24 protein-coding genes, 1 tRNA gene and 2 pseudogenes are annotated in these 23,293 nt (G+C 66.8%); 12 read left to right on the top strand and 15 right to left on the bottom strand.

Annotated elements, in window-relative coordinates; genetic code table 11:
• Positions 1-229 precede the first annotated feature (229 nt).
• Positions 230-306, top strand: a tRNA-Thr gene (locus tag ACFO60_RS19970).
• Positions 307-457: 151 nt separating this feature from the next.
• Here ACFO60_RS19970 and ACFO60_RS19965 read toward each other — a convergent pair.
• The 4 genes and pseudogenes from ACFO60_RS19965 to ACFO60_RS19950 form a co-directional block, all read right to left on the bottom strand.
• Positions 458-1,060, bottom strand: coding sequence for a tyrosine-type recombinase/integrase (locus ACFO60_RS19965; RefSeq protein ID WP_380842335.1), 603 nt, complete (start codon positions 1,058-1,060; stop codon positions 458-460).
• A 7-nt stretch (positions 1,061-1,067) separates the two neighbouring features.
• Positions 1,068-1,721 (bottom strand): tyrosine-type recombinase/integrase, encoded by a 654-nt coding sequence (locus ACFO60_RS19960; RefSeq protein WP_380842076.1) that lies wholly within the window; start codon positions 1,719-1,721, stop codon positions 1,068-1,070.
• Positions 1,718-1,903 (bottom strand): helix-turn-helix domain-containing protein, encoded by a 186-nt coding sequence (locus tag ACFO60_RS19955; protein WP_380842074.1) that lies wholly within the window; start codon positions 1,901-1,903, stop codon positions 1,718-1,720. The genes ACFO60_RS19960 and ACFO60_RS19955 overlap by 4 nt, the downstream gene beginning before the upstream one ends.
• Positions 1,885-2,940, bottom strand: a pseudogene (locus tag ACFO60_RS19950) (replication initiator); the annotation flags it as partial. The gene ACFO60_RS19955 and the pseudogene ACFO60_RS19950, both read right to left, overlap by 19 nt.
• Before the next feature lie 236 nt (positions 2,941-3,176).
• Here ACFO60_RS19950 and ACFO60_RS19945 point away from each other — a divergent pair.
• Positions 3,177-3,632 (top strand): annotated as a pseudogene (locus ACFO60_RS19945) (transposase); the annotation flags it as partial.
• A 5-nt stretch (positions 3,633-3,637) separates the two neighbouring features.
• Here the strand turns inward: ACFO60_RS19945 and ACFO60_RS19940 are convergent.
• Positions 3,638-3,934 carry a helix-turn-helix domain-containing protein gene (locus tag ACFO60_RS19940; protein ID WP_380842071.1) on the bottom strand — a complete coding sequence of 99 codons (297 nt, stop codon included), beginning with the start codon at positions 3,932-3,934 and terminating at the stop codon, positions 3,638-3,640.
• Between the two features lie 258 nt (positions 3,935-4,192).
• Here ACFO60_RS19940 and ACFO60_RS19935 point away from each other — a divergent pair, with 258 nt between their 5' ends.
• The 4 genes from ACFO60_RS19935 to ACFO60_RS19915 all read left to right on the top strand — a co-directional run bounded on the left by ACFO60_RS19935 (position 4,193) and on the right by ACFO60_RS19915 (position 7,821).
• Complete coding sequence (locus ACFO60_RS19935) at positions 4,193-6,478, top strand: tetratricopeptide repeat protein (protein ID WP_380842069.1); 2,286 nt, start codon at positions 4,193-4,195, stop codon at positions 6,476-6,478.
• A 438-nt stretch (positions 6,479-6,916) separates the two neighbouring features.
• Positions 6,917-7,168, top strand: a complete 252-nt coding sequence (locus ACFO60_RS19925; RefSeq protein ID WP_380842333.1) for a helix-turn-helix domain-containing protein — start codon at positions 6,917-6,919, stop codon at positions 7,166-7,168.
• A 12-nt stretch (positions 7,169-7,180) separates the two neighbouring features.
• Positions 7,181-7,567, top strand: a complete 387-nt coding sequence (locus ACFO60_RS19920; protein WP_380842068.1) for a transposase — start codon at positions 7,181-7,183, stop codon at positions 7,565-7,567.
• Complete coding sequence (locus tag ACFO60_RS19915; protein WP_380842065.1) at positions 7,543-7,821, top strand: transposase; 279 nt, start codon at positions 7,543-7,545, stop codon at positions 7,819-7,821. The genes ACFO60_RS19920 and ACFO60_RS19915 overlap by 25 nt, the downstream gene beginning before the upstream one ends.
• A 1,738-nt stretch (positions 7,822-9,559) precedes the next feature.
• Here the strand turns inward: ACFO60_RS19915 and ACFO60_RS19910 are convergent.
• The gene (locus ACFO60_RS19910; RefSeq protein WP_380842063.1) at positions 9,560-9,979 is read right to left on the bottom strand and encodes a hypothetical protein; all 420 of its coding nucleotides are present in this window, start codon (positions 9,977-9,979) and stop codon (positions 9,560-9,562) included.
• Between the two features lie 314 nt (positions 9,980-10,293).
• Here ACFO60_RS19910 and ACFO60_RS19905 point away from each other — a divergent pair, with 314 nt between their 5' ends.
• Positions 10,294-11,853, top strand: a complete 1,560-nt coding sequence (locus ACFO60_RS19905) for a carboxylesterase/lipase family protein (RefSeq protein WP_380842061.1) — start codon at positions 10,294-10,296, stop codon at positions 11,851-11,853.
• Between the two features lie 3 nt (positions 11,854-11,856).
• Positions 11,857-12,444: a phosphotransferase-like protein gene (locus ACFO60_RS19900; RefSeq protein WP_380842059.1), complete on the top strand. Its 588-nt coding sequence runs from the start codon at positions 11,857-11,859 to the stop codon at positions 12,442-12,444.
• Between the two features lie 133 nt (positions 12,445-12,577).
• Here ACFO60_RS19900 and ACFO60_RS19895 read toward each other — a convergent pair whose 3' ends face one another.
• On the bottom strand, positions 12,578-13,339 hold the full coding sequence (locus ACFO60_RS19895) for an SDR family NAD(P)-dependent oxidoreductase (protein ID WP_380842057.1): 762 nt from the start codon (positions 13,337-13,339) through the stop codon (positions 12,578-12,580).
• 54 nt (positions 13,340-13,393) lie between these two features.
• Here ACFO60_RS19895 and ACFO60_RS19890 point away from each other — a divergent pair, with 54 nt between their 5' ends.
• Both ACFO60_RS19890 and ACFO60_RS19885 read left to right on the top strand, forming a co-directional pair.
• Positions 13,394-13,747 carry an ArsR/SmtB family transcription factor gene (locus ACFO60_RS19890; protein WP_380842056.1) on the top strand — a complete coding sequence of 118 codons (354 nt, stop codon included), beginning with the start codon at positions 13,394-13,396 and terminating at the stop codon, positions 13,745-13,747.
• A 155-nt stretch (positions 13,748-13,902) separates the two neighbouring features.
• Positions 13,903-14,919, top strand: a complete 1,017-nt coding sequence (locus ACFO60_RS19885; protein ID WP_380842054.1) for a glycosyltransferase — start codon at positions 13,903-13,905, stop codon at positions 14,917-14,919.
• A 159-nt stretch (positions 14,920-15,078) separates the two neighbouring features.
• Here ACFO60_RS19885 and ACFO60_RS19880 read toward each other — a convergent pair whose 3' ends face one another.
• From ACFO60_RS19880 to ACFO60_RS19865, 4 genes are all read right to left on the bottom strand, one after another.
• A complete protein-coding gene (locus ACFO60_RS19880) occupies positions 15,079-15,438 on the bottom strand; it encodes a nitrile hydratase accessory protein (RefSeq protein ID WP_380842052.1) in 360 nt (119 codons plus the stop codon).
• Positions 15,435-16,031, bottom strand: a complete 597-nt coding sequence (gene nthA, locus ACFO60_RS19875; RefSeq protein ID WP_380842050.1) for a nitrile hydratase subunit alpha — start codon at positions 16,029-16,031, stop codon at positions 15,435-15,437. Before nthA ends, ACFO60_RS19880 begins: the two co-directional genes overlap by 4 nt.
• Positions 16,028-16,693 (bottom strand): nitrile hydratase subunit beta, encoded by a 666-nt coding sequence (gene nthB / locus ACFO60_RS19870; RefSeq protein WP_380842047.1) that lies wholly within the window; start codon positions 16,691-16,693, stop codon positions 16,028-16,030. The genes nthA and nthB overlap by 4 nt, the downstream gene beginning before the upstream one ends.
• Positions 16,694-16,862: 169 nt before the next feature.
• Positions 16,863-17,336: a VOC family protein gene (locus ACFO60_RS19865; protein ID WP_380842045.1), complete on the bottom strand. Its 474-nt coding sequence runs from the start codon at positions 17,334-17,336 to the stop codon at positions 16,863-16,865.
• Positions 17,337-17,548: 212 nt separating this feature from the next.
• Between ACFO60_RS19865 and ACFO60_RS19860 the strand changes: the two genes are divergently transcribed.
• Entirely contained in the window at positions 17,549-18,454 is a 906-nt protein-coding gene (locus ACFO60_RS19860; protein ID WP_380842043.1) for an NmrA family NAD(P)-binding protein, read from the top strand.
• 119 nt (positions 18,455-18,573) lie between these two features.
• Here the strand turns inward: ACFO60_RS19860 and ACFO60_RS19855 are convergent, their stop codons facing one another.
• The gene (locus ACFO60_RS19855; protein WP_380842042.1) at positions 18,574-19,026 is read right to left on the bottom strand and encodes a MarR family winged helix-turn-helix transcriptional regulator; all 453 of its coding nucleotides are present in this window, start codon (positions 19,024-19,026) and stop codon (positions 18,574-18,576) included.
• 182 nt (positions 19,027-19,208) lie between these two features.
• Between ACFO60_RS19855 and ACFO60_RS19850 the strand changes: the two genes are divergently transcribed.
• Entirely contained in the window at positions 19,209-19,769 is a 561-nt protein-coding gene (locus tag ACFO60_RS19850) for a DinB family protein (RefSeq protein WP_380842040.1), read from the top strand.
• A gap of 76 nt (positions 19,770-19,845) precedes the next feature.
• Here the strand turns inward: ACFO60_RS19850 and ACFO60_RS19845 are convergent, their stop codons facing one another.
• The 3 genes from ACFO60_RS19845 to ACFO60_RS19835 are packed head-to-tail and all read right to left on the bottom strand — an operon-like array spanning position 19,846 to position 23,288.
• Entirely contained in the window at positions 19,846-21,135 is a 1,290-nt protein-coding gene (locus tag ACFO60_RS19845) for a sulfate adenylyltransferase subunit 1 (RefSeq protein ID WP_380842038.1), read from the bottom strand.
• Positions 21,136-21,137: 2 nt separating this feature from the next.
• A complete protein-coding gene (cysD, locus tag ACFO60_RS19840) occupies positions 21,138-22,049 on the bottom strand; it encodes a sulfate adenylyltransferase subunit CysD (protein ID WP_380842036.1) in 912 nt (303 codons plus the stop codon).
• A gap of 15 nt (positions 22,050-22,064) precedes the next feature.
• Positions 22,065-23,288 carry an MFS transporter gene (locus ACFO60_RS19835; protein ID WP_380842034.1) on the bottom strand — a complete coding sequence of 408 codons (1,224 nt, stop codon included), beginning with the start codon at positions 23,286-23,288 and terminating at the stop codon, positions 22,065-22,067.
• Positions 23,289-23,293 lie beyond the last annotated feature (5 nt).

The raw sequence follows: 23,293 nt of genomic DNA, 5'->3' as shown, positions 1-23,293 counted from the left end.
CCCGCCTGCGCCGGCCGATCACCCGTCCTGCGCCGGCCGATCACCCGTCCTGCGCCGGCCGATCACCCGTCCTGCGCCGGCCGATCACCCGTCCTGCGCCGGCCGATCACCCGTCCTGCGCCGGCCGATCACCCGTCCTGCGCCGGCCGATCATCCGGCCGGCGGCTGCGTGAGCGAGAACGCCCGGAAACCTGTAGACTTCCACACGCTGCGGGTCCCTCCGCGGCATGCCGCCTTAGCTCAGTCGGCCAGAGCGACGCACTCGTAATGCGTAGGTCAAGGGTTCGATTCCCTTAGGCGGCTCCACCTCAGAGGCCCCTTGCGATCATCGCGAGGGGCTTTTTGCTAACACCCTTGCTAACAGAGCCTGGTAGCCGCCGGATCGGTCGGCGAGGGTCAACGAAGAACGGCAGCCCCCGCTATATGGGAGCTGCCGCTCATGTATGCCGCCGAGTGGCTACGACGAGCTGCCCTCGTCATCGAGCGCTTGGGCGAAGATGTCGGCCACGGCTGTTTCCGCCGATCGGATCACGTGGGCGTAGACACGAAGGGTGATCGCCGGGTCGGCATGGCCTAGCCTGGCCGCCACTACGTGGACGGAGACGCCGGCCAGAAGAAGCATCGTGGCGTGGATGTGCCGAAGGTCGTGAAGACGTGCGTACGGCAGAAGCTCGGCAGGTGGTTCGCCGTCTTTCGGGTTGTTGTACCTGTTGATGAAGTCGCGCATCAACCCGGTGACCGTGTCGGGATAGATCGGTTCGCCCCACCCGGTGGTGAACACGTAGTCGTCCTTCCCGCGCCAGGCGTCGCCGAGGAGCTTCCGATCCTCCTCCTGTTTCTCCTGGTGCTTGCGGAGGACCGCCACCGTCTCGGCGCCTACCGGGACGACGCGGGAGCGACCGCCCTTGGTTGTCCCCTCAACGCGCTTGCCGTCGATCACGGCAGTCGAGCCTTTGATGATGATCTGCCGGCTGTTCAGGTCGACATGCGTCCACCGAAGGTTGAGAAGTTCGCCGCGCCGTGCTCCGGAATAGGCGGCCAAGTGGAAGAACGCGAACAGTCGATGATCACGAGCGACCTTCAGGAAGATCTTGAGCTGATCTTTGGTCCAGATCGTTCCCGGTTCGGCGTAGTCGGCGCGGGGACGCTTCCGCCCGCTCCACAGGGTTGGAGTCGAGGAGTTGGTCAGTCTCGACGGCGTCCCGGAAAGCCTTGCGGAGGATGGCGTGAAGGTGAACCACGGTCGCGTGAGCGAGCGGCTTGCCGTTTCTGCCGCCGTCCGTCATCAGGTCCCGGTACAGCTTAGTGATCACGCTGGGTCGCACTGCTTGGAGACGCATGGAGCCGATTCGAGGCTTGACGTAGAGCCGGATGCAAGCCCGGTAGTCGCTCAGAGTGCGCGGCTTGATCTCTATCGCATGGCTCTCGACCCAGTCGTCAAGATACTCGCCGACGGTGATCGTGTTTCTGTCGACATACTCTCCGCGTCGAGCCTTCACGCGTGCTTCGTCGCGCGCGGCTTTGGCCTCGTCTTCGGTGGCGAAGCCGCCCACCCACTTGGGCTTGCTTACGCCAGTTTCCGGGTCGGTGACCCTGATGACGTAGGACCAGGTCTTGCCGCGCTTCATGACGCCATCGCGAAGCTTCGCCGTGGTCTTCTTGGGCTTCGGGTTGCGGTTCGAGTCATCCGGGTCCGGAGTCGCAACGAGGGTCTTGGTCATGCTGCGTTCTCCTTCGCCAGCAGTTGGGCGACGTAGGTCTCAAGGGCTGACAGGGGGATACGGCGGGACCGGTCGATGTGGAGGTAAGCGATCTCGCCGGAGTCCATCAGGCGGTACAGCTTGGCGCGGGAGATCGACAGCGTTTCGGCCGCCTCAGGAACCTTCAGCAGGAGCTTGCCCATGTGATCACCTCCTCGTCGCGGGGTAGCGGCTTGCCGGTGATAGCCGCGGCGAGGACCTGTTCGCCGGCGGATAGGCCGCGGCCGGCGTACTCCCAGTGCGCGAGCACGAGAACGGTGTCTTCCTCGAAGAGAGGCAGGCGTCCGGTACTGATCTCCTCGTCGCGCATGTGGTCGGCACGGGCGGCGCGGAGGGCGCCCAGGGGGGTGGAGTAGCGGCGGGACTTGGTGGAGAAGTGCCCGCGGAAGCCGAGCATGTGCGCCCATTGGGCGAGCCGTAGTTCGTTGAGCTGGTCGAGTTCGGCCAGGCGGAAGCACTCGGCGATCAGCCGCCGGGGGTGCTCCCGTAGGCCCAGGCCGGTCACCTCGTCGGGTGAGTTGATGCGCCGGTCGACGGTGCCGACGCATTCGGCGGCTTTGGTGGCGTACTTGGCGATGTAGCCGGCGACCGCCTGCTCTGTCAGTTCTCCGTCCATGGTGATGGGTCGGACGTCGAGCTGTGCGCCCCAGCGCAGGACGCGGGCAGGTTCACCGGTAAGGGCAGGGACGGGGACGCTGACCGCGCTGGCCGCGTGCCGTACGGCTTGGGCCAGGGCGTCACGGTCGGCCCAGGCGGGTGGAGGGGTGTCGGGGCCGCCGGGTCCGTCGAGGCGGATGACCGCGTGGAAGTGGACGACGCCGCGGCGTTGGTACTCGGCGACTTTGGCGAAGGAAATGACCAGGTGTTCGCCCAGTTCCTTGACCGTCAGGCCGTGGAGTTTGGCCAGGTGCCGGCGTAGGGCGAGGGTGAAGCGGCGCCATAGTTCGGGGGCCAGGGCGTTGAATAGCACGCTTGCGGCGTAGTCGTAGCAGTCTGGGCAGAGCGGTTCGCCGAGGCGGCTTTCCTGGTCGCCGTGCCGGGCGGTGCAGGAGATGACGCGCCCGTGCGGGCAGGTGCCCGCGTCGCGCCGGGGGTGGCAGGGGAGGACCTTGCCGCCGTGCTCTCGCCGGGTGTGAACGGCGCCGAAGGATGGGGCGGTGAGGGTGACGAACAGCGCCGGGTGGGACTGTAAAACTAACGGCGGATCTGATGATCAAAGAAGAGACGTTGATGTCCGAGACCGCCGTGGAGTCACTGTCCATGAACGAACTGCCTGTCGAGCCGGACCGCTCGATGACGGACGAGCAGCTGATCTCGATGCTCGTGGACCGGGCCTGGGGTGAGGGGCTGCAGCTGACCGGTGAGGGTGGCCTGCTGCAGCATATGACCAAGCGGGTGCTGGAGTCGGCCCTGGACATGGCCGTCACCGTCGACGGGCACCGCGACATCCTCGGCATCTGGGCCGGTGACGGCGGGAGAGCGCCAAGCACTGGCTGGCGGTGCTGACCGAGCTGAAGAACCGCGGCGTGGACGATGTGCCCATGCTGGTCTGCGACGGCCTCAAGGGCCTGCCGCAGGCGGTGGAGGCGGTCTGGCCCCGCACGATCGTGCAGACCTGCGTGATCCACCTGCTGCGCAACTCGTTCCGCTACGCATCCCGCCAGGACTGGGACAAGATCGCACGTGCGTAAGGCCGTGCGAGCCCGCGGCCACTTCCCGAACGAGACCGCCGCTCTGAAGTGTGTGTTCATGGCCCTGATGAGTCTGGATCCCACCGGGCAAGGCCGCAAGAGATGGACCATGCGCTGGAAAGCACCTTTGAACGCCTTCCAGATCGCCTTCGAAGGCCGCCTCACCCCTGCCAACCTCTGAACACTTCAACAACCAAGATCAGCCGTTAAGTTGACACTCCCCAACTCGGCCGCCAAGCGGGCCAGGCCAGGCTCGTCCAGGCGGCATTTCTCTCCGCCGGCGCCCTTGGACCCCAGCGCTGCCTCACCGCCTTGCCGCCGAGCCCGATGCCAGCGGCTCGCCGACATCCGACTGACCCGAAACCGGCGGGCCACCCGCGCCGGCGCCATTCCTTCAGCGAACAACTCCACCGCCTGCAGGCGTAATCGCTCTCGTCTGTCACGTTCCTCGGCGCTCAGCCCGCCACCATGCGCGTACCTCACACCCAGGGCATAGACCAGCCTGACATCGCCGTCACTACCCCCGAACGGCTGTAACTCCTACCTTTCAACCTCTGTTTCATGGCGACCATGAGATCTGGCCATGAGAGCCACGGTTTGATCTATTTCCTATGATCATTTATGCCAAGGCCATATTGGGCAGACCATAGATAGATATTCGGTTGCGCTCTATTTGTGGAATCAATTGATCTACTCTCAGCTGGTCCCGTCTTCTGTATATGCTCGCCTTTAGTCGAGAGAATGGCTTTATCCGTGCGACGAGGCTCTTGGACCATCGGGATGACGCTGCTAGGCGCAATTCTGCTGCCGACTACAATCAACGTAGCTACTAGCGCACTGCCGGATGAGTGGAAATCGAAAATGTGGCTTGCTTGGCCATTGACAGTTGTGCTTGCCGTCCCCCTTTTAGTCTTCGAAATACGACAGAGCAAAGTCAATTTCTCCAGTGTGGCCCCAGGAATTGCAACGGTCGAGACAAGCTCGATAATTTGGAATATACCGCCTGTTGGGTCCAGCTTCACGAACCGAAACTCTGAGTTTCGACGCATTGGATCACTACTGTCGCGCGGTTCGGGGCGCAGTCTGGTAATTCACGGTATGGGGGGAGTAGGAAAGACGCAATTCGCTCTCGCTTTTGCAGAGAGGCGCCGCGGCTCCTTGAAAATAGGATGGTGGATACCTTCGAATAATCGTCACGCAATCGTTGCATCGTTGAGCGATTTGGCTAGGAGAGTAGGCATAAATACTGCGGAGATTAATGTAGCGATTCAAGAGCTTGTGAAGTACTTAAGTGAGAGGCAGGGCTGGTTACTAGTCTTTGATGATGCATCTTCACTGGAGGACCTGCAAGGATTTATGCCGGTCTCATCAGGTGGATATATTTTGATCACATCGCGAAATCCGCGATTTGACCAGAATGTAGACGATCTTCTCATATCCCCTTTCTCGCCGAAAGAAGCCGAGAAGTTTCTTGCTCAAAGAAGTGGTGATCTCGATTCCTCGGCGGCGAAAGAACTGGCCGGTAAAATGGGTGGATTGCCACTAGCGCTGGAGCAAGCCGGCGCCTACTGCAGAGAGGTGGACATCTCTCTTAGTGAATATCTAAAGCGTTACGATACCCATAAGCGAACCCTATTGCGGAAGGGCTCTCCCGCTGGGAGAGCCGATGTGGAAGCTACGGTTGCGCTATCTCTCGATAGAGCAATTCAACTAGACAAGTCGGCTGCCCAACTCCTTACGCTTCTATCTTTTATGGCTCCAATGGATTTTCCACGTGATGCGCTAGTTGTCATTCCGGAACTGCCGAGACGTCTTAGATTGGCAGCGGATGATCTTCTGCGTCTAGACACTACTATTTCCACCTTAGTGCGGACCTCTCTGGTTGTGTCGGCCGCGCCGAATCATATCCGGGTCCATCAACTGGTTGGAGAAATTCTGCGCGGGAAAGTTGAAGAAGTAAACGGTAGTAGTGGCATCGTAGTGTTGCTCAGGAAAGCCACTAGGGTCCTTATATCGAAGGACTTCGCTATCGGGATGTGGTCCTATTCTAAGTGGCTCAGAGTGGGATTTCTCCTACTTGCAGCCAATACGCCGGATGATGATCCACGGGATCCTGATAGCTGGTCTAAGGCGGCGAAGATTCTCCCGCATCTACTCGCTCTTCTGAGTGAGCTTGAAGAGAAGGCTTTGCGTCTTCCTAAGCAGGATGCTCGTATTATTAGTCACAATGTAGCAGAAGTTGGTATTCGCCTCTTTCGCAGGGGTGAATACGAAACGGGTCGAGTCTTATGCGTTCAGGCAATTTCGATAGCATCTCTATCGGGAAACGGAGAGAATCTGCACCTGATCCACTTGAAGGGGCATCTGGCCATTATTCTCCACGGTTTAGGAAAGCTCTCGGAAGCTGCGGCCCTGTATGAAGAAATATTGGCGACAAAGCAAAGGTTATTTGGTCAGGGTCACCTGGAGACAGCTAAGACTCTGAACGATTATGGCGGTGTCCTGATGGACATAGAAGACCGTCTGCACCTTGCTAAGGAAATATTCGAGGATGTTGTCGCCTTGCGTGTTCACCAGCTGGGTGAGCGCCACATGCACACTCTAATCTCCCTAAACAACCTTGGGAAAGTTTGTCGGCGATTGAGTGAGACCTCCCGCGCTCTCGCTATCGCGTTGCAGGTGACAGAAGTAGGTGCGGAAGAGCTCGGTGTCGATCACCCCGACGTCCTTGTATGGAGGAACAATCTCGGGGAGGCTTATCGAGTTCAGCTCAATTTTGAAGAGGCCGAAAATGTTCATCGTGATACATTGCAGCGCAGGATGGATGTCTTGGGGGCCGAACATCCGACAACGCTATTGTCGATGAATAATCTGGCTCGAGTGCTTCACCTGATTGGCAGGATCGATGAGGCTCGAAGCATGTATGCGGAGAGCTTGGAGATCGCTCAAAGAACTCTTGGCCGCGACCATCCATATTCTGTCGCAGCAAAGAACGGCCTGAACGGTGTGGATGGCCTCAGTGATTGATTAACCGACCTCGACCGCCTTGCCCTAGAAGGCGCTGCGCTCCAAGTTTCAGCGTTCTCGTATCCCGTCTGCCGTCGACCCACCGCGAAGCGGCAGCGGGCCGGGGACGGAGGTGCAACATAGATTGGAAGGTAGGAGTTACAGCCGTTCGGGGGTAGTGACGGCGATGTCAGGCTGGTCTATGCCCTGGGTGTGAGGTACGCGCATGGTGGCGGGCTGAGCGCCGAGGAACGTGACAGACGAGAGCGATTACGCCTGCAGGCGGTGGAGTTGTTCGCTGAAGGAATGGCGCCGGCGCGGGTGGCCCGCCGGTTTCGGGTCAGTCGGATGTCGGCGAGCCGCTGGCATCGGGCTCGGCGGCAAGGCGGTGAGGCAGCGCTGGGGTCCAAGGGCGCCGGCGGAGAGAAATGCCGCCTGGACGAGCCTGGCCTGGCCCGCTTGGCGGCCGAGCTGGAACGCGGCCCGGCCGCTCATGGCTGGGCGGAGAATCAACGCTGGACACTGGCCCGGATATCCGATCTGATCACCGGGTTGTTTCATGTCCGCTATACCCCACGGGGGGTGGGGCATCTGCTGCATCGGATGGGGTGGAGCCCGCAGGTGCCGGTGCACCGGGCGGTCGAGCGGGACGATGAGGTGATCAAGCAGTGGGTGGCCGGGCAGTGGCCACGCATCAAAAGCAACCGCTGAGCAGCAGGACGCGTGGCTGTGTTTGAGGACGAGGCCGGACAGGGGCTGCGGCCGCCTAAGGCCCGGACCTGGGCACCGCGTGGCCGGACTCCGGTGGTGAGAGTCACCGGCAAGGGGTATGGGCGGGTGAACCTGGCCGGGCTGGTCTGCCTGCGGCCCGAGTGCCGGACCCGGCTGATCTACCGGACGGTGCGGCGGGGCCGTCCCGGCGAGGTCAAGGGCGTTGGGCCGCGCCACTTCGCCGGCCTGCTGGATGCCGCGCACGCCCAGCTCGGCGGGAAGATCGTGCTGGTGTGGGACAACGACCACCGGCACCTGTCAGCGGCGATGCGCGCCCTGATCGAGGCTCGCCGGTCCCGGCTGACGGTGTTCCAGTGCCGGCTTATGCCCCGGAGCTGAACCCGGTCGAGCAGGTCTGGTCAGCGCTCAAACGCAGCCTGGCCAACCTCGCCCCCCGCGACACCGACCAACTCGCCGCAGTGGTCAAGACCAAGCTGAAACGGATGCAGTACCGTCACGGTCTGCTCGACGGCTTCATCGCCGCCACCGGCCTACCCTCAAAGCCCCGTAACTCCCGCCTTTCAACCTCTGAAGCAGGCGTTCACTGCCAGAAGGTGGCGGCGACATGGCAGGATCAGCGGTCCGCTTGTTGAAACCGCGCGAACTGCCGAATTGTTCTGGTATTGATCATCAAGCGGCAGCGTAGACGCTAGTCCCGGCTGGCTGCGACATGGGCCGTCCACCGACTCTCGCGACCACCGTACCTAGGCACCCGCCGACCATCGGCCTGCCGCTGTCTGCCGTAGCCCTGTCCCCGCTGCTCGATTGTCGAGGCAGGCAGAACCTGCCAAGGCTGGCTGTGCAGAGAGGGCAACTGGTTAAGACGGAAGGTCATCCGGCTCGCGGACACGCGAGCCGTCCTTGACAGAACCCGCCTAGCAGTCCCGGACATGGCAGCTAGCGGCGACAGGAAGGTATCGGTATAGGGGCACTGAGAATGGCATCAGGCGGTGGATAGAGATCAAAGCGATACAGATTAGGACCACTGGTCACTACCAGGCTGGTCGCATCGGGTAGCCAATGAGCTGCGTAGGTGGCATCCCTGGTTCGTACGCTGACGAGACATAATCGGCCAGCGCACGGTTCCCAGATCTGTGTGGTCCGATCGTTGGAGGTAGTGGCGAGCTACCTGCCGTCGGGGCGATGGCAACCGACCTCACCCAGCCGGTGTGTTCGGTGAGGGTGCGGAGCACACCATAATCAAGGCTTACCGGCATTGTCCACAGCGGTGGAAGAAAAGGAATGCTCTTGCCGTATAGCCGAAGGATTTGATTACGAAATATTGGCAGCGAACTGAGGTGGGTTAGCCGGTTGCTTTTGCTCAGTATGGGGATCTCCATCTCACCGAGTAGGTGCCCGGTGCGCGCGATCAGCTAGCGAATTGGCGTCGAGTGCCATACCTGCTAGCGGCGTCATTCTGGTCGATCATGAATCTGGCTGCCACGGCAAGACGCTACTGGTTTCGATTGTCAAATCGGTTGTTTCCTGCAATCTTCCTGTACTGCCTGGTATTGACCATCTCCTTGTGCTGCGTCATGGCGGGCAACGACGTTGAAACAGTGCGCCAGGATGGGGCCGTAACAAATTGGTACACTCCCTTGGCGAGTGGAGAAGGTTAGGGTCGAGATTCGAAACAGTTCCAGCTTCCTGAATATGTGAACTATCTCGGGAAATCTGGAAATACTATCGTCCTGTATCATCGTGGGACCGTTTACCGATTTCTAGACAGCGACGTAGCGCTTACATTCAACTGATCTTGGACTGGTATGGGCAGACAGGTCCGCTTGGCACACGGGCGGCGCTCCACTCGCTGAAACGGCGATGCATCGTCTGCCGGGTGGGCCCGAAGATCGATGGCAGAGGGCCGGATCAAGCGGTCAGTAACTCGGGCTTGATGATCGCTCGCTTCTATGCTCGCCGTACGAGTCGGGCAGTCGCTGCCGCAGCCGGATGGTCATGGTCGCGGTCTTGCTAACGCGGGCGCTAACAGCGTCTATGGACGGTTGTAGACACCCGTAGAAGCCGATCAAGCGAATGGGGCTCTGATCAGCGTCGACAGGATGTTAGGAGACACTGGTGGACAATCATTTTTTGACTCGTAATGCGTAGGTCAAGGGTTCGATTCCCTTAGGCGGCTCCAGCTCAAAGGCCCCTCCCAAGATCGGGAAGGGCCTTCTTGCTGTCAGCCTTGCCAACGGCGGCTACTGATCTTGGCGGTCATGTCCCCAAGTAGGCGTTGATGCAGCACTCCGTGCAAGGCCTGTCCGCCCAGACGCCCGAACTTCAGCGATCTTCGTGGCAGGAGTTCACACCGGAGCGGCGGTGGCCCGGCTACGTGGTCATGGCGATGGGCTCGACACCAAGATCTTCACGCATGGTCGCTCGTAAGGTCACCAGGGCCATCGCATACGCCTTCTCCGCTTCCTCGAACTCGGCCGAGTTCGAGGAAGCGCCGGCGGCGACCACGTCGCGTACTGATCGCAGTCGCTCCACCACACGGTCCACCGCATCCACCACACTTTGAGGAGCGCTGATCAACAAGCGCTCGCCCGCGTGCCAGACCTGGGACTCGTGCAGTACCTCTCGCGCCGCCGCTTCACGAGATCGGCCGTCTGGGACGGTCCCGCCGGCCAAACGCCAGTGAGACTCGCGGGCACGATGGAGGGCTCCCAAGAACTCGACGTAGACAGACCGCCGCGTGTCCCGAATTCGTTCATCTTGATCGCGGCGCCATTTCACGCGATCGACCATCAGTGTGGATCCTACTCCGATAGACGCTCCTAAAAGTGTCGTCGCGAGCGGTAGCCAATCCATGAGCCGATCATAGAAGAGGGCACATCCAGGGCGCCTGCCGTACAAGTCGATACGGCATGTTGGCCTACACGCTCACACATCGCCGGCCGTGTCCGCCGGTCGAGCAGGGGATGGCGAACGGGTCGTGCACAATGCGGTCTCTCTCGAAGATCGCGGAGTTTTCGGGTCCGTGCGGGCTGCCGCATAAATGGTTTGCTCGTGGATGGCGGGCGCTGGGATGCTCGGGCGAGGAACGGAGAGGAAACCGTGAAGTGGCCGCCACCGCATCCAGCAAGCCGTCCGAGTCCGAGCCGGAAGTCCGCACGACGGCCGGCGTCCTTCGCGGCGGCCGGGAGGCGGGCCTGGCGGTCTTCCGCGGCATCCCGTTCGCCGAGCCGCCGGTCGGCGCGCTTCGTTTCGCCGCGCCGCAGCCGGTGCGCGGCTGGGACGGTGTGCGCCCGGCGGTCGCGTACGGCCCGCCGCCCCCGCAGTCCGGCGTGCTCGGGGTGTCCCAGGGCGCCGCCGGTGACGACTGGCTGACGCTCAACGTCTGGACACCGCGACCGGATCCGGCGGCGGGGCTCCCGGTGATGGTGTGGATCCCGGGCGGCGCTTACGCCATAGGCGACTCCGGCCGCCCGGAATACGAGGCAGGGCACCTGGCCGGGAGCGGAACCGTGGTCGTGACCCTCAACTACCGTCTCGGTATCGAGGGTTTCGCGCAGATCGGCGGAGCCCCGGCCAACCGGGGACTGCTCGACCAGGTCGCGGCCCTGCAGTGGGTGCGGGACAACATCCGGGGGTTCGGCGGCGATCCGGATCAGGTCACCGTCTTCGGGGAATCGGCGGGTGGCGGATCGGTCGCCGCGCTGCTGGCCATGCCGCGCGCCGCCGGGCTCTTCCGCCGGGCGATCGCGCAGAGCGTGCCGGGGACGTTCTTCTCCTCCGAGCTGGCCGCCGACATCGCGGCCGCCTGCGCCGCCGAGCTGGGGGTACGGCCCACGGTGTCCGGCCTGTCGGCGGTGGCCCCGGCCCGGCTGCCCGGCGCGGGCGACGCGGTCCACGCCAAGATGGTCCAGTGGCGCGAGCGGTGGGGGCAGATCACACACCGGGGGATCCCGTTCGCACCCGTCGTGGACGGTGACGTCCTGCCGGCGACTCCTTGGCAGGCGCTGGCCAACGGCGCCGCCCGGGACGTCGACCTCCTCGTCGGGCACACTCGTGACGAGCACCGGTTGTTCAGCCTGATCGACGGCGTGCTCGGCCAGGTCACGCACGAGCAGACCGAGATCGCTCTGCACATGCTCGCCCCCGGCCCGGACGGCGCACGCCGATACCGGGAGGCATTCCCGGCCGCGGCCGATGAGGAGCTGTACGAACTGGTCAACGCGGACTGGCTGTTCCGCATGCCGAGCCTCCACCTGGCCGAGGCGCAGATCGCCGGCGGCGGCAAGGCTCACCTCTACGAACTGACCTGGCCCGCCCCGGGGCTGGGCGGCGCCCTCGGCGCCTGCCATGGCCTGGACGTGCCGCTCGTCTTCGGCAACCTGGGCAGCGGACAGCCCGCCATGTTGATCGGCGACCCGCCCTCCACGGCGGCGGAGGAACTGTCCGCGCGGATCCGCGGGGCGTGGACGGCGTTCGCCGCTCACGGCGACCCGGGCTGGCCTCCGTACGACGCCGGCCGGCGTCTCGCACAGCTCTTCGACACGCCTTCCATGGTCACCGCCTATCCGGAGGAGACCTCGCGGCTGCTGTGGCGGGACCATGCCTTCCCGGCGCTCCCGCTGCTCGCTCCGGTGGCTCGTGCGGACGCTGCCGTCATACCGTGAGCCATGGACCTTCATCGGGGCGGACTCCTCGGCCCGGCTCCTCAACGGGTCGGGAGGCTCGTCCTTCTCAACGGGACCCCGAGCTCCGGGAAGACGACCGTGGCCAAGGCCCTCCAGGAGGAGCTGACCGAGCCGTTCTTTCACCTGTCGCTGGACGAGTTACGCGGTGGCTATCCGCGCCGGTACTGGCGTCAGGACCACGGCGGCGTGCTTTTCCGCCGCGTGCTCGATGGCTACCTGCACATGCTCCGCGATCTCACAGTGCTCGGTCATGACGTGATCTCCGAGGCGGTGATCACACCGCCGATGCTGGATCACTACCTCACCCTGTACGAGGGGATTCCGGTGCTGTTCGTGGGGATCCGATGTCCTCTGGAGGAGGTGGAGCGGCGTGAGCGGGCGCGAACCGACAGGACATCCGTGCCGCCACTTGACGAGCCGGTCCATGCGCATGGCTGCTATGACCTGGAGGTCGATACCTCCGTCCACGGCCCCGCGGAGGTCGCCGAGCTGATCGCCGCCGCTCTGGCAGGGCCGCCGGCGCCTTCGGCCTTCGATCGGCTGCGCGCGGTTCGTCGTTCTCATCTGTGATCTCAGGCCACCGGCACCGGGTTGTCCGCCGGTGGTCGAGCTGTCGACCTGATCGGCGCTGACGGTCACGGGAGTACTTCGACGGCTCTTCGGGGAATCCCTCGCGGTGGTGTGGCGGCGGCGTTCGAGTGGGTCAGGTGAGTTCCAGGCCGCCGTCGATGGTGAGGATCTGGCCGGTGATCCAGGTGGCGGCCGGGTCGGCCAGGTGCACGATCCAGGCGGCCACCTCTTCGGGGGTTCCGCGGCGGCCGAGCGGGATGCGGGCGGTCTCGTCTCGCTTGATCTGGTCGACCATGGCGTCGGGCAGGCCGGCGGCGGCCAGGGCCTCGCTTTCTGTGGGGCCGGGGGCCACGGCGTTGACCCTGATGCCGCCGGGGGACAGCTCCAGCGCCCAGCTGCGGGTCAGCTGTTCCAGGGCGGCCTTGGAGGCGGAGTAGTGGGCGGCGCCGGGCAATGGCCGGTGGCCGTAGGTGGAGGAGACGTTGACGATCGCGCCACGGGTGGTGGCGAGGTGCGGCAGCGCGGCGCGGGCGAGCAGGCTGGGCGCGGTGACGTTGAGGGCCAGCAGGTCGCTGATTCGTTGGGCGTCGGTCTCGGCCAGCGGCATCATCGTGGTGGCGCCGGCGTTGTTGACCAGGACGTCCAGGCGGCCCCACCGTTCGATCACCGCGTCGACGATCATCTGGGGCGCGCCGTCGGCGGTGATGTCGGCGGCCAGGACGGCGATGCCGGAGTGCTGGGCGGCCGTGTCCGACAGGGCGTCGGCGCGGCGGCCTACGCCGAGCACATGCGCGCCGGCGCGGGCGAAGGCGAGCGCGCCGGCGCGGCCGATCCCGGAGCCGGATCCGGTCACGATGACGGTCTTGCCCTGCAGGCTGGTGGGGCGGTCGTTCACGGCGTCTTCCTTTGTTCGATGTTCGCCAAACATCGAACAATGTAACATGGGGCCATGAGACAGGCGCATCACCCCGAACTGGGCGAAATCCTTCTGACGGAGGTGATGGCCGCGCTCAGCGACCCCATCCGGGTCGGGCTGGTACGGGTACTGGCCGACGGGCGCGAACGCGGCTGGGGAGAGCTGCGGGCTCCAGTGGCCAAGTCGACGCTCAGCCACCACCTGCGGGTTCTCCGCGATGCCGGGCTGACCCGCACTCGCCAGGAAGGCACCCGATGCTTCGTGCTGCTACGCCGCGAGGACGTGCGGGCCCGCTTTCCCGGGCTCCTGGATGTGGTGCTGGCCGCTGCCGAGGCCGATGACGTGGGCCGGCAGGTGGGCCTGAAAGGCGGACCGAACGCCGCCTGACCCCCCGGTGTCTCGAACGCGGCACTCGATCTCACGACCGGCCCCGATGCCCGTCTGTGGCCCCGGCCTGGCTGGACGGCCGGTGAGCTACGCCGCGCCGTCGCTGTGAGCGACGCGGCGCCGGGTGCCGGATCGGCGGGCGTAGATTCGTCGGCATGCGCGTGCTGTTCGCCAGTCTTGCCTCCGTCGGTCACACCTATCCGCTGATCCCGCTCGCGATCGCCGCGCGCGAGGCCGGGCACGAGGTGCACTTCGCCAGTGGCGAGGAGGTGCACGCGCCGCTGGCGGCGAACGGGCTACGGCCCTTCCGTCCCGCGGACTCGTTCTACGAGGTGTACGCCGAAGATCTGGAACCGGAGCTGGCACGGTTGAAGCCCGACCTCGTCGTGCACGAATGGGGGCTGCCGGGGGCGGCGATCGCCGCGTCCCGTGCTGGAATTCCCGGCATCTGGCATGGTTTCGGGCGCATGATCCCCGAAGGGATCGGTCTCGAGCTGCCCACGAGGAACGCCGAGGCTCCCGGGCGGCCGCACATCGACATCTGCCCGCCTTCCTTGCAGGACAAGGACTTCCTCGCCACGGAGGACCGCATCGCATTGCGTCCTGTCCCGTATTCCGCGCCGTCCGCGCCGCCCGCGTGGGATGGCGGGCGCGGTTCGGGGCCGCTCGTCTACCTGACGCTGGGCACCGCGTTCGGAACCGCGCAGTTGCTCTCCGCGGCCATCGAGGGGCTGGCGACGCTGGGCGCGCGCGTGGTGGTCGCCGCCGGCCGGGTGCGCCCGGAGGAGCTCGGCGACGTGCCGGACAACGTCATCGTGCGGAAATGGGTGGCGCAGGCGGAATTGCTGCCGCATGTCGATGTGGTCGTGCACCACGGCGGCAGCGGCACCACCCTCGGCGCGCTGACCGTCGGCGCCCCGCAGCTGCTCCTGCCCCAGGGGGCCGACCAGTTCGCCAACGCCGATGCCGTCGGCGCCGCGGGCGCCGGGCTGCGCCTGCTCCCCGATGAACTGAGCGCGGACGCCATCGCCGAACACGCCCGGAAGCTTCTGCCGCCCCACGGGCACACCGGCTACCGTGACGCGGCCCGCTCGATCGCCGAGGAGATCGCCCGCATGCCCTCCCCGGACGAGGTCGCCCGCCGGTTGCCGGAGTACGCCGAGCGTGCGTGAGCCGCCTCGAACCTGACCCCGCCGGTCCGTCCGCGGCGGCGGCGCGTCCGACGTCGTGCTCGTGACCGCCCGTACGGTGACCTCGGGCCGCTGCCGTCCCCCCGAGCCTGCGCCGGCCGAACCGGTGGTGCGTCGCGGCCACCATCGACGCCCGCGGGTTCAGTCGTGGTCGTGGGGGTGGTCACGGTGGTCGTGGGCGGCGGGGCGTCCGGACAGGGTCCGGGCGCGTGCGGTGACCTCGTCGGCGGACACGGCGCCCTGGCCGGCGAGCACGTCCTCCAGGGCGCCCAGCCAGTGCCGGTAGTAGTTCCAGGGCTCCTTCTTCTCGGCCGGCGCGGTCTCCCATGCGGCGATCCGGGCGATCAGCGCGGCCTGGAAGCGCGGCCAGGCGAACACGCCCGCCTCGTGCAGGGTGACGGCCATGCCGAAGGCGCGGCTCTCCCACGGCTCGGCGAACACCAGCTCGCCGTTGGAGCGGGGCGGCGCGGCCGGGCCCTCGGCGTCCAGCGGGGCGGTCATGGCGCCTTGACCTTGGCCACGCCGACCATCGCGTCCCGGGTGACCAGCGGCACGAGCTGTTCCTCGGACAGGCGCTCGGTGCCGGCCGGACGTTCGGGCAGCACCAGCCAGCGCACTTCGCTGGTGGAGTCGCGGACGGTGATCCGCACGTCCTCGGCCAGTTCGAGTCCCATCTCCGACAGCACCTTGCGCGGCTCCTTCACCATGCGCGCCCGGTAGGCCGGGTCCTTGTACCAGCTCGGCGGCAGGCCGAGAACCGGCCACGGGTAGCACGAGCACAGCGTGCAGACCACCACGTTGTGGGTGGTCGCGGTGTTCTCCACGACGACGATGTGCTCGCCCTGCGGCCCTGAGAAGCCCAGTTCCTTGATGGCGGCGGTGCCCTCCTCGAGCAGCCGCCGGCGGTACCGCGGGTCGGTCCAGGCCCTGGCGACGACCTTGGCGCCGTTGAGCGGGCCCACGTTGGTCTCGTAGTCGGTGATGAGCCCGTCCATCACCTTCGGGTCGATCAGGCCGCGTTCGGTGAGCAGTTGCTCCAGTGCCTCGGTGCGCAGTGCCACGGGAAGGCGTCCGCCCGATCCGTCAGTGGTCATGAGGTCGTCTCCAGGTAGCTCTCGAACAGCTCTACGGTGACCGCGAAGGGCTCGGCGCCGGTGCCCCACAACTGGCGTGAGTCGAACCGCACCGAATAGACGTGCTGCGGGTTCTCGCCCAGGAAGTGGGCGTTGGTGTCCGGCAGCAGCGCGGAGGGCTGGATGAGCTCGACGATCCCGGTGTGCCCCCGCACGTAGCCCGGCAGTCGGGTGTGCCCGGGCGGCGAGGTGTTCTTGGCGCGTACGCGCTCGCCGACGGCGAAGGCCGGCGGGACGTCCACGGCGCGCAGCGAGCCCTCGGCGGTCGGCGCGTAGTCGGGCTTCGCGGGTTCTGGGATCGGCGGCTCCTCGACGTGGTCGCCGTGCAGGTTGCGGGCGCGGGCGTCGATCGCGGACGGCGCCAGGATGGCGCTGTCGGTGAGCATCAGCTCCGCGGCGTTGAGCCAGCGGCCGAAGTAGCCGTCGTCGAGGTAGGCGGCCGGGTCCAGGCGCTCTTGCGCGTGCCGGAACGCGTCCACGTTCTGCCCGGACACCCGGATGGAGAGCAGCGTCAACGCGAACGCCCGGCCCTGCCAGGGTTCCTCGAAGACCGGTTCGCCGCCTTGTGGAGGATGAACGGGGCCCCAGCCCTCGGTGCCCCCCATGTCGGCAATACCTTCCATGGCATACCCCCTCATATGCCTTCAACAACGACAAGTACCCGAATCGCATTCGGCTGAGACGCCCAGCGTCACGGTGGCGGGCCTGCCCGGTCGCCGGTCCGTCCGTCACGGTCCTGTGCGGCGGAGCGTCCGTCCGTCACGGCCCTGTGCGGCGGAACGGCCGCCCGTCTCAGCGGCCGGGGGCCCGGTTCTTGACCTCCTGGAGCACCCAGCCGTTGCCGTCCGGGTCGCGGAAGGTGGCGTAGGAGCCGTAGTCGCCGCGGGTCGGGTGCGGGCCGGCGATCCGCCCTTGGCCCCCGGCGCGGTGGACGACCTCTCCGGCGTCGTGGCCGTGGTAGAAGATCCCCCCGGCGTCGTGGAACACCTCGCTCACCTCGATGCCGCGGCCGACGAGCTCCGCGCGGGCCTCCTCGATGTCGAAGACCACGAGGTACAGGCCCTGGGCCGAGCCCGGCGCGGCGGGGGTCATCCCGATGCCGAACATGATCGAGCACTCGGAGCCGGGCGGCGTGAGGTGCACCACGCGGAAGTCCTGCTCGACGGCCTTGTCGAGATCCAGGCGGAATCCGGCCGCCTCGTAGAAGGCCTTGGCCCGATCGATGTCGGAGACGGGCAGCACGATGGCTTCGAGTTTCAGATCCACGGGGTATTCCTTCTCTCTTGGCGTCGGGTGAAGGCCGAGCGTCACCGTCCATCGGGTGGTCGCGGCCGGTGGAGCGGCACATGCCGGGCGAGGTGACGGCCGGCTGGTCGCGGCTCGATGTGCGCCGCAGACATTAGGAGCATATGCTCCTATTTGGGAAGCGGCAAGGACCCCGGGCGCGTCAGCCCGACCGCCAAGAAGGAGATCGATCGATGGTCGCCAGTGACCTTGTTCTCATCGCCGGCGCCGGGAGCGTCGGCCGTACGGTCCTCGACCGGCTGCGCGCGCAGGATGTGCCGGTGCGGGCGATGGTGCGCCGCGACGATGATCGTGCGGCTGAGATGCGTGCGCTGGGCGCGCAGGTCGTCGTCGGAGATCTGACCCGGCCGGAGAGCGTCGCGGCCGCGCTGGAGGGCGCCGGGCGGATGTACTTCGCGATGCCCGTGTCGCCGGACCATCTGCTGGCGGCGACCGTGGTGGCCACCGTCGCGAAGGAGTACGGGAAGCTGGCGGCCCTGGTCGGCATGTCGCAGATGACGGTGTCGCAGATGACCGCCACCAGCACCGCGGAGTCGCACCAGCAGCGGCTGCACTGGCTGGCGGAGCAGGTGCTGAACTGGTCGGGCCTGCCGGTCGTGCACCTCCGGCCGACGTCGTTCCTGGACAATCCGCTGTTCACCACGCTGGCGGCGCGGTCGATCAAGGAGAACGGCACGATCGCGCTGCCGTTCGGCGCCGGGCGCACCTCGCCGATCGCCGCGGAGGACGTCGCCCGGGTGGCCGCCACCGTGCTCCGCGAACCGGCTCCGCACATCGGGCGCGTCTACGAGCTGACCGGGCCGCGCGCCGTGGACATGACCGAGATGGCCGAGGAGTTCTCACGCGCGCTGGGGCGTCCGGTGTCCTACGTCGACGTGCCGTTGGACTGGTGGCGGGCCGAGGTGCTCGCGAAGGCGGGCCTGCCGCCGCACACCGAACAGCACGTCGCCACCATGGCCAGGCTGCACCGCGAGAACCGCTACGACCGCGCGTCCGACGACGTCGAGCGCGTGACGGGCGTTCCCGCCCTGACGATCGAGGCGTTCGTGGCCGTACGCAAGGACTTCTACCTGGACTGAACCGCTCCGACGGTCGCGCCCGGGGGCTTCGGTGAGGCTCTCGCGGCCGGGACCGTCCGGCTCTCAGCGACGCCTCGGCGATCAAGCGCGTCGCCGGCCCGTGCTTGAGAGATCGCGCCTCACTCGGCCCAGGGCTGGAAGCCGGTGTGCAGGACGGCGCCGAGGGATGCGCGCAGCCGGGCCGCCTCCTCGGCTCCGAAGCTCTCCTCGAACCGGGTCTGCACGTCCCGCCACAGCGGCAGCGCGGCGTCCAGCCGGGACAGGCCCTCCGGTGTGATCGTGGCGATGCGCGCACGGCGGTCGGCCGCCGACGGCTCGACGGTCACCAGGCCTTCCCTCGCGAGCGGCTTGAGGTTCGAGGCCATCGTCGTACGGTCCATGGCGATCACTTCGGCGAGGCTGGTGATCGTCATCTCTCCGTGGACGCTGAGCTTGTGCAGGATGCTGAATTGCGTCGCACGAAGACCGACCGAGGCCAGGACCTTGTCGTAGGTCGCGCCGAGATACCGGGCCGCCTTGCGCAGCGCCAGGTTGTTGCACGGGTCGTCGAGGTTCGTCGGCGTAGGACCCATTCTTCCCTCCAGAGCTTCTATGTCCAGAATAGGAGTAGATGCTCGCAAATGCGAAGGGTTGTTCGGGCGCTACGACGATGAACTTTCGTGCTGTCCCGGTCGCGATTCAGGTCAGGAAGTGGCCGCTATGCCGCCTAGCGTGGATTCCAGAGCACGATCCACAGCAACGGAAGGCGAAGACCATGACCATCAGCGACCAGACCGCCGCCGCCGGCCGAGCCGACGCGTCGACCGTGGACGACGAGCGCGCCGACCTGCTTGCGACGCTGGCCAAGTCCCGGCACTTCCTGCGCTTCACCACCCGCGGTCTCACCGACGACCAGGCCAGGCAGCGCACCACCGCGAGCGAGCTGTGCCTGGGCGGCCTGATCAAACACGTCACGCTCGTCGAGCAGAGGTGGGCCGAGTTCATCGTGGGCGGGCCGTCGGCGATGGGCGACTTCTCCGCCATGACCGAGGACGAGCTCGCGCGGTGGGCCGAGGCGTTCCAGTTGCTGCCGGGCGAGACGCTGGCCGGCGTGCTGGACGCCTACGCCGAGGTGGCTCGCCGGACCGACGAACTGGTCGTCACCCTGCCCGATCTGGGCGCCACGCACCCGCTGCCGCAGGCCCCCTGGTTCCAGCCCGGCGAACGGTGGTCGGCCCGCCGGGTGCTCATGCACGTCGTGACCGAGACCGCGCAGCACGCCGGCCACGCCGACATCATCCGCGAGTCTCTGGACGGCGCCAAATCCATGGGCTGACCAGGGGGAGACCGCAGGCCGTCGCCCGATCGCCCCCGATCCGCGGGCCTCGCGGCGGCGGTACGGCTCGGCCGCGTCAGCGGGCGGGGTGGGTACCGATGATCATTCCCGCGCCGACGGTGGCGTTGGTGGTCTCGTCGATGAGGATGAAGCCACCGGTCAGACGGTTGCGGGCGTAGTCGTCGACGAACAGGGGCTGGGTGACCCGGAGTCCGACGCGGCCGATCTCGTTGAGGCCCAGGCTCCGGGCGGACTCGTCCCGGTGCAGCGTGTTGACGTCGACGCGATAGTGCAGGTCCTCGACCAGCGCTTTGGCGGTCCGGGTGGTGTGTTTGACCACCAGTCTCATGCGGGGGGACAGTGGCCGGTCGGCGGCCATCCAGCACACCATGGCGGACAGGTCCTGGGTGGCGGCGGGCCGGTTGCCGGGCCGGGCGATCATGTCGCCGCGGGAGATGTCGAGGTCGCCGGCCAGGCGCAGCACCACCGACATCGGCGGGAAGGCCTCCCGCACCGGGCCGGCCGGGCCGTCGATGTGGGTGATGGTGGTGGTCAGCCCGGACGGCAGGTGCACGACCTCGTCGCCCGGCTTGAGCACGCCGCCGCTGACCTGCCCGGCATAGCCGCGGTAGCCATGCGGCCGGGGACTCGCGGACCGGTTCGGGCGGATCACCTGCTGCACAGGGAAGCGCACGTCGATCAGGTTGTGGTCGGAGGCGATGTGCACGTGCTCCAGGTGGTGCAGCAGCGACGGCCCGTCGTACCACGGCATGTTGGGGCCGCGTTCGACCACGTTGTCGCCGTGCAGGGCGGAGATCGGGATGAACGCCAGGTCGGTGATGTCGAGCTTGGCGGAGAAGGCGGTGAACGCGGCGCGGACGCGGTCGTAGGTGTGCCGGTCGTAGCCGACGAGGTCCATCTTGTTGATCGCGACGACCAGGTGCGGGACGCGCAGCAGGGTGGCGAGGAAGGCGTGGCGGCGTGACTGCTCCACGATGCCCTTGCGCGCGTCCACCAGGATGACGGCCAGGTCGGCCGTGGAGGCGCCGGTGACCATGTTCCGGGTGTACTGGATGTGCCCGGGAGTGTCGGCGATGATGAACGTGCGGCGCGGCGTGGCGAAGTACCGGTAGGCGACGTCGATCGTGATGCCCTGCTCGCGCTCGGCGCGCAGCCCGTCGGTGAGCAGCGCCAGGTTGGCCTGTTCCTCGCCGTTGTCGGCGCTGACCCGTTCGATCGCCTCGAGCTGGTCCTCGAAGATCGATTTGGAGTCGTAGAGCAGGCGGCCGATCAGCGTGGACTTGCCGTCGTCCACCGAGCCCGCGGTCGCGAAGCGCAGGATCCCGGGGATGTGGCTGGAGTTCATGGCTAGAAGTACCCCTCTTTCTTGCGGTCCTCCATCGCGGCCTCGCCGGCGCGGTCGTCGGCCCGGGTCTGGCCGCGCTCGGTGATCCGCGTGGCCTTGATCTCCTCGATCACCGCCTCCGGCGCGGACGCGGCCGACACGACGGCGCCGGTGCAAGAGGCGTCTCCGACGGTGCGGTAGCGGACCGTGGCCTCGAAGACCGGCTCGTCGTCCTGCCGGTGGGTGTGCGGGTTGTCGTCCAGCAGCATTCCCGCCCGCTCGAACACCCTGCGGCGGTGGGCGAAGTAGATGGACGGGAGTTCGAGCCTCTCCCGGTGGACGTAGTGCCAGACGTCCAGTTCGGTCCAGTTCGACAGCGGGAACACCCGCACGTGCTCGCCCCGGTGGATCCGGGTGTTGTAGAGGTTCCACAGCTCCGGCCGCTGGTTCTTCGGATCCCACTGGCCGAAGTCGTCGCGGAAGGACACCACGCGCTCCTTGGCGCGCGCCTTCTCCTCGTCGCGGCGGGCGCCTCCGAAGGCCGCGTTGAACCCGTGCGCGGCGATGGCGTCCAGCAGGGTGGTGGTCTGCAGGCGGTTACGGGAGGCCCACTTGCCGATCTCCTCCGCGACCCGGCCGGTGTCGATCGACTCCTGCACGGACGCGACGATCAGCTCGAGCCCGCTCTGCGAGACCCGGCGGTCCCGGAACTCGATGACCTCGGGGAAGTTGTGCCCGGTGTCCACGTGCATCACCGGGAACGGCGGCGAGGCGGGCTGGAAGGCCTTCTCCGCCAGCCGCAGGAGCACCACGCTGTCCTTGCCGCCGGAGAACAGCAGGACCGGCCGTTCGAACTCGGCGGCGATCTCGCGGATGATCTGGATGGACTCCGCCTCGAGGATCTCGATCTGGGAGAGCATGACGGGTGCCGGCATGGGAAGCTCCTCGGCTCACGTGCGGACGGGCAGCTGTTCGGCCCGCGGCCTGATGGCGTAGGCGATCGCGGCGGCCGCGGCGGCCGACAGCGCGATGAGGGTCAGCGCGCGTGAGAGGCCGATGACGTCGGCCAGCAGGCCGATGGAGGGCGGCGCGGCCAGGATGCCGCAGTATCCGAGCGTCGCCGCCATGGCTATGCCGCCCGGCCCGCCCGCCGCCCCGGCCTGCGCCATCGCGATGGGGAAGATGTTGGCCAGGCCGACGCCGGTGGCGACCAGGCCGGCGAACACCACCGGCACGGAGGGCGCCAGCGCGGCCACCAAGGTGCCCGCGCACGCGATCATCCCGCCGAACACCGTCACCCGCGTGGCGCCCAGCCGTTCCACCAGGGTGATGCCGGAAAGCCGCATCACGCCCATGATGAGCTGGATCACCGCGTATCCGGTCGCCGCCACGGTCTCGCCGCTGCCCAGGTCCTCCCTGATGTGCAGGGGGATCCAGTTGTCCAGGGCGCCCTGGCAGTAGGCGGCGCACAGCCCGATCAGCCCGAAGAACACCACGGTGCCCCACACGCGGCGTCTCGGCGCCGGACCTGAGGCGTGCCCCGCCGCGGCGTCCGCGCCGGTGAGGGGGTGCGCCATCAGCATGCGCCCGCCGATGGCGCTGGCGGCGAGCCCGGCCGGGACGAGCAGCAGCATGTGCTGCGCCGGCGACAGGTGCGCCGCGAGCAGGCCGCCGAGCGCGGCGCCGCCGAGGCTGCCGAAGCTGTTGGCGGCGTGGAAGCTCGGCATGACCGGACGGCGCAGCGCCGCGATCAGGTCGACCGCGACGCTGTTGACCGCGACGTCGATGCCGCCGAACGCGACGCCGAAGAGGACCAGCGTCAGCCCGAGCCCCACGGCGGAGTGGGTCAGGGCCGGGGGGACGATGGCGACCGACAGCAGGACGGCTGTCACGATCGTGATCTGCCGGCTGCCGAAGCGCTCGCACAGCCGCCCGGTCACCGCCATGGTGAGCACGGCGGAGCCGGTCAGGCACAGCAGCGCCAGGCCGAGGGACCCCGGTGAGGCGTCCACCTGCTGCTTGAGCGCGGGGATGCGGACGGCCCACCCGGCGAACAGGAAGCCCCCGAGGGCGAAGAACAGCGTGACCGCGACGCGCAGCCGGACCAGAGCGGCGGCGGGCAGGTCACGGTCGGGGACGTCGGCCCCCTGCCGGAGATTCTTGATCACGGACACGCGGC

Origin of the sequence: Sphaerisporangium dianthi, assembly GCF_042654065.1 — a bacterium.
Classification (GTDB): Bacteria; Actinomycetota; Actinomycetes; order Streptosporangiales; family Streptosporangiaceae; genus Sphaerisporangium; species Sphaerisporangium dianthi.
The sequence above is the reverse complement of the archived record's forward strand: the minus strand, read 5'-3'. Positions and strand labels throughout refer to the sequence as shown.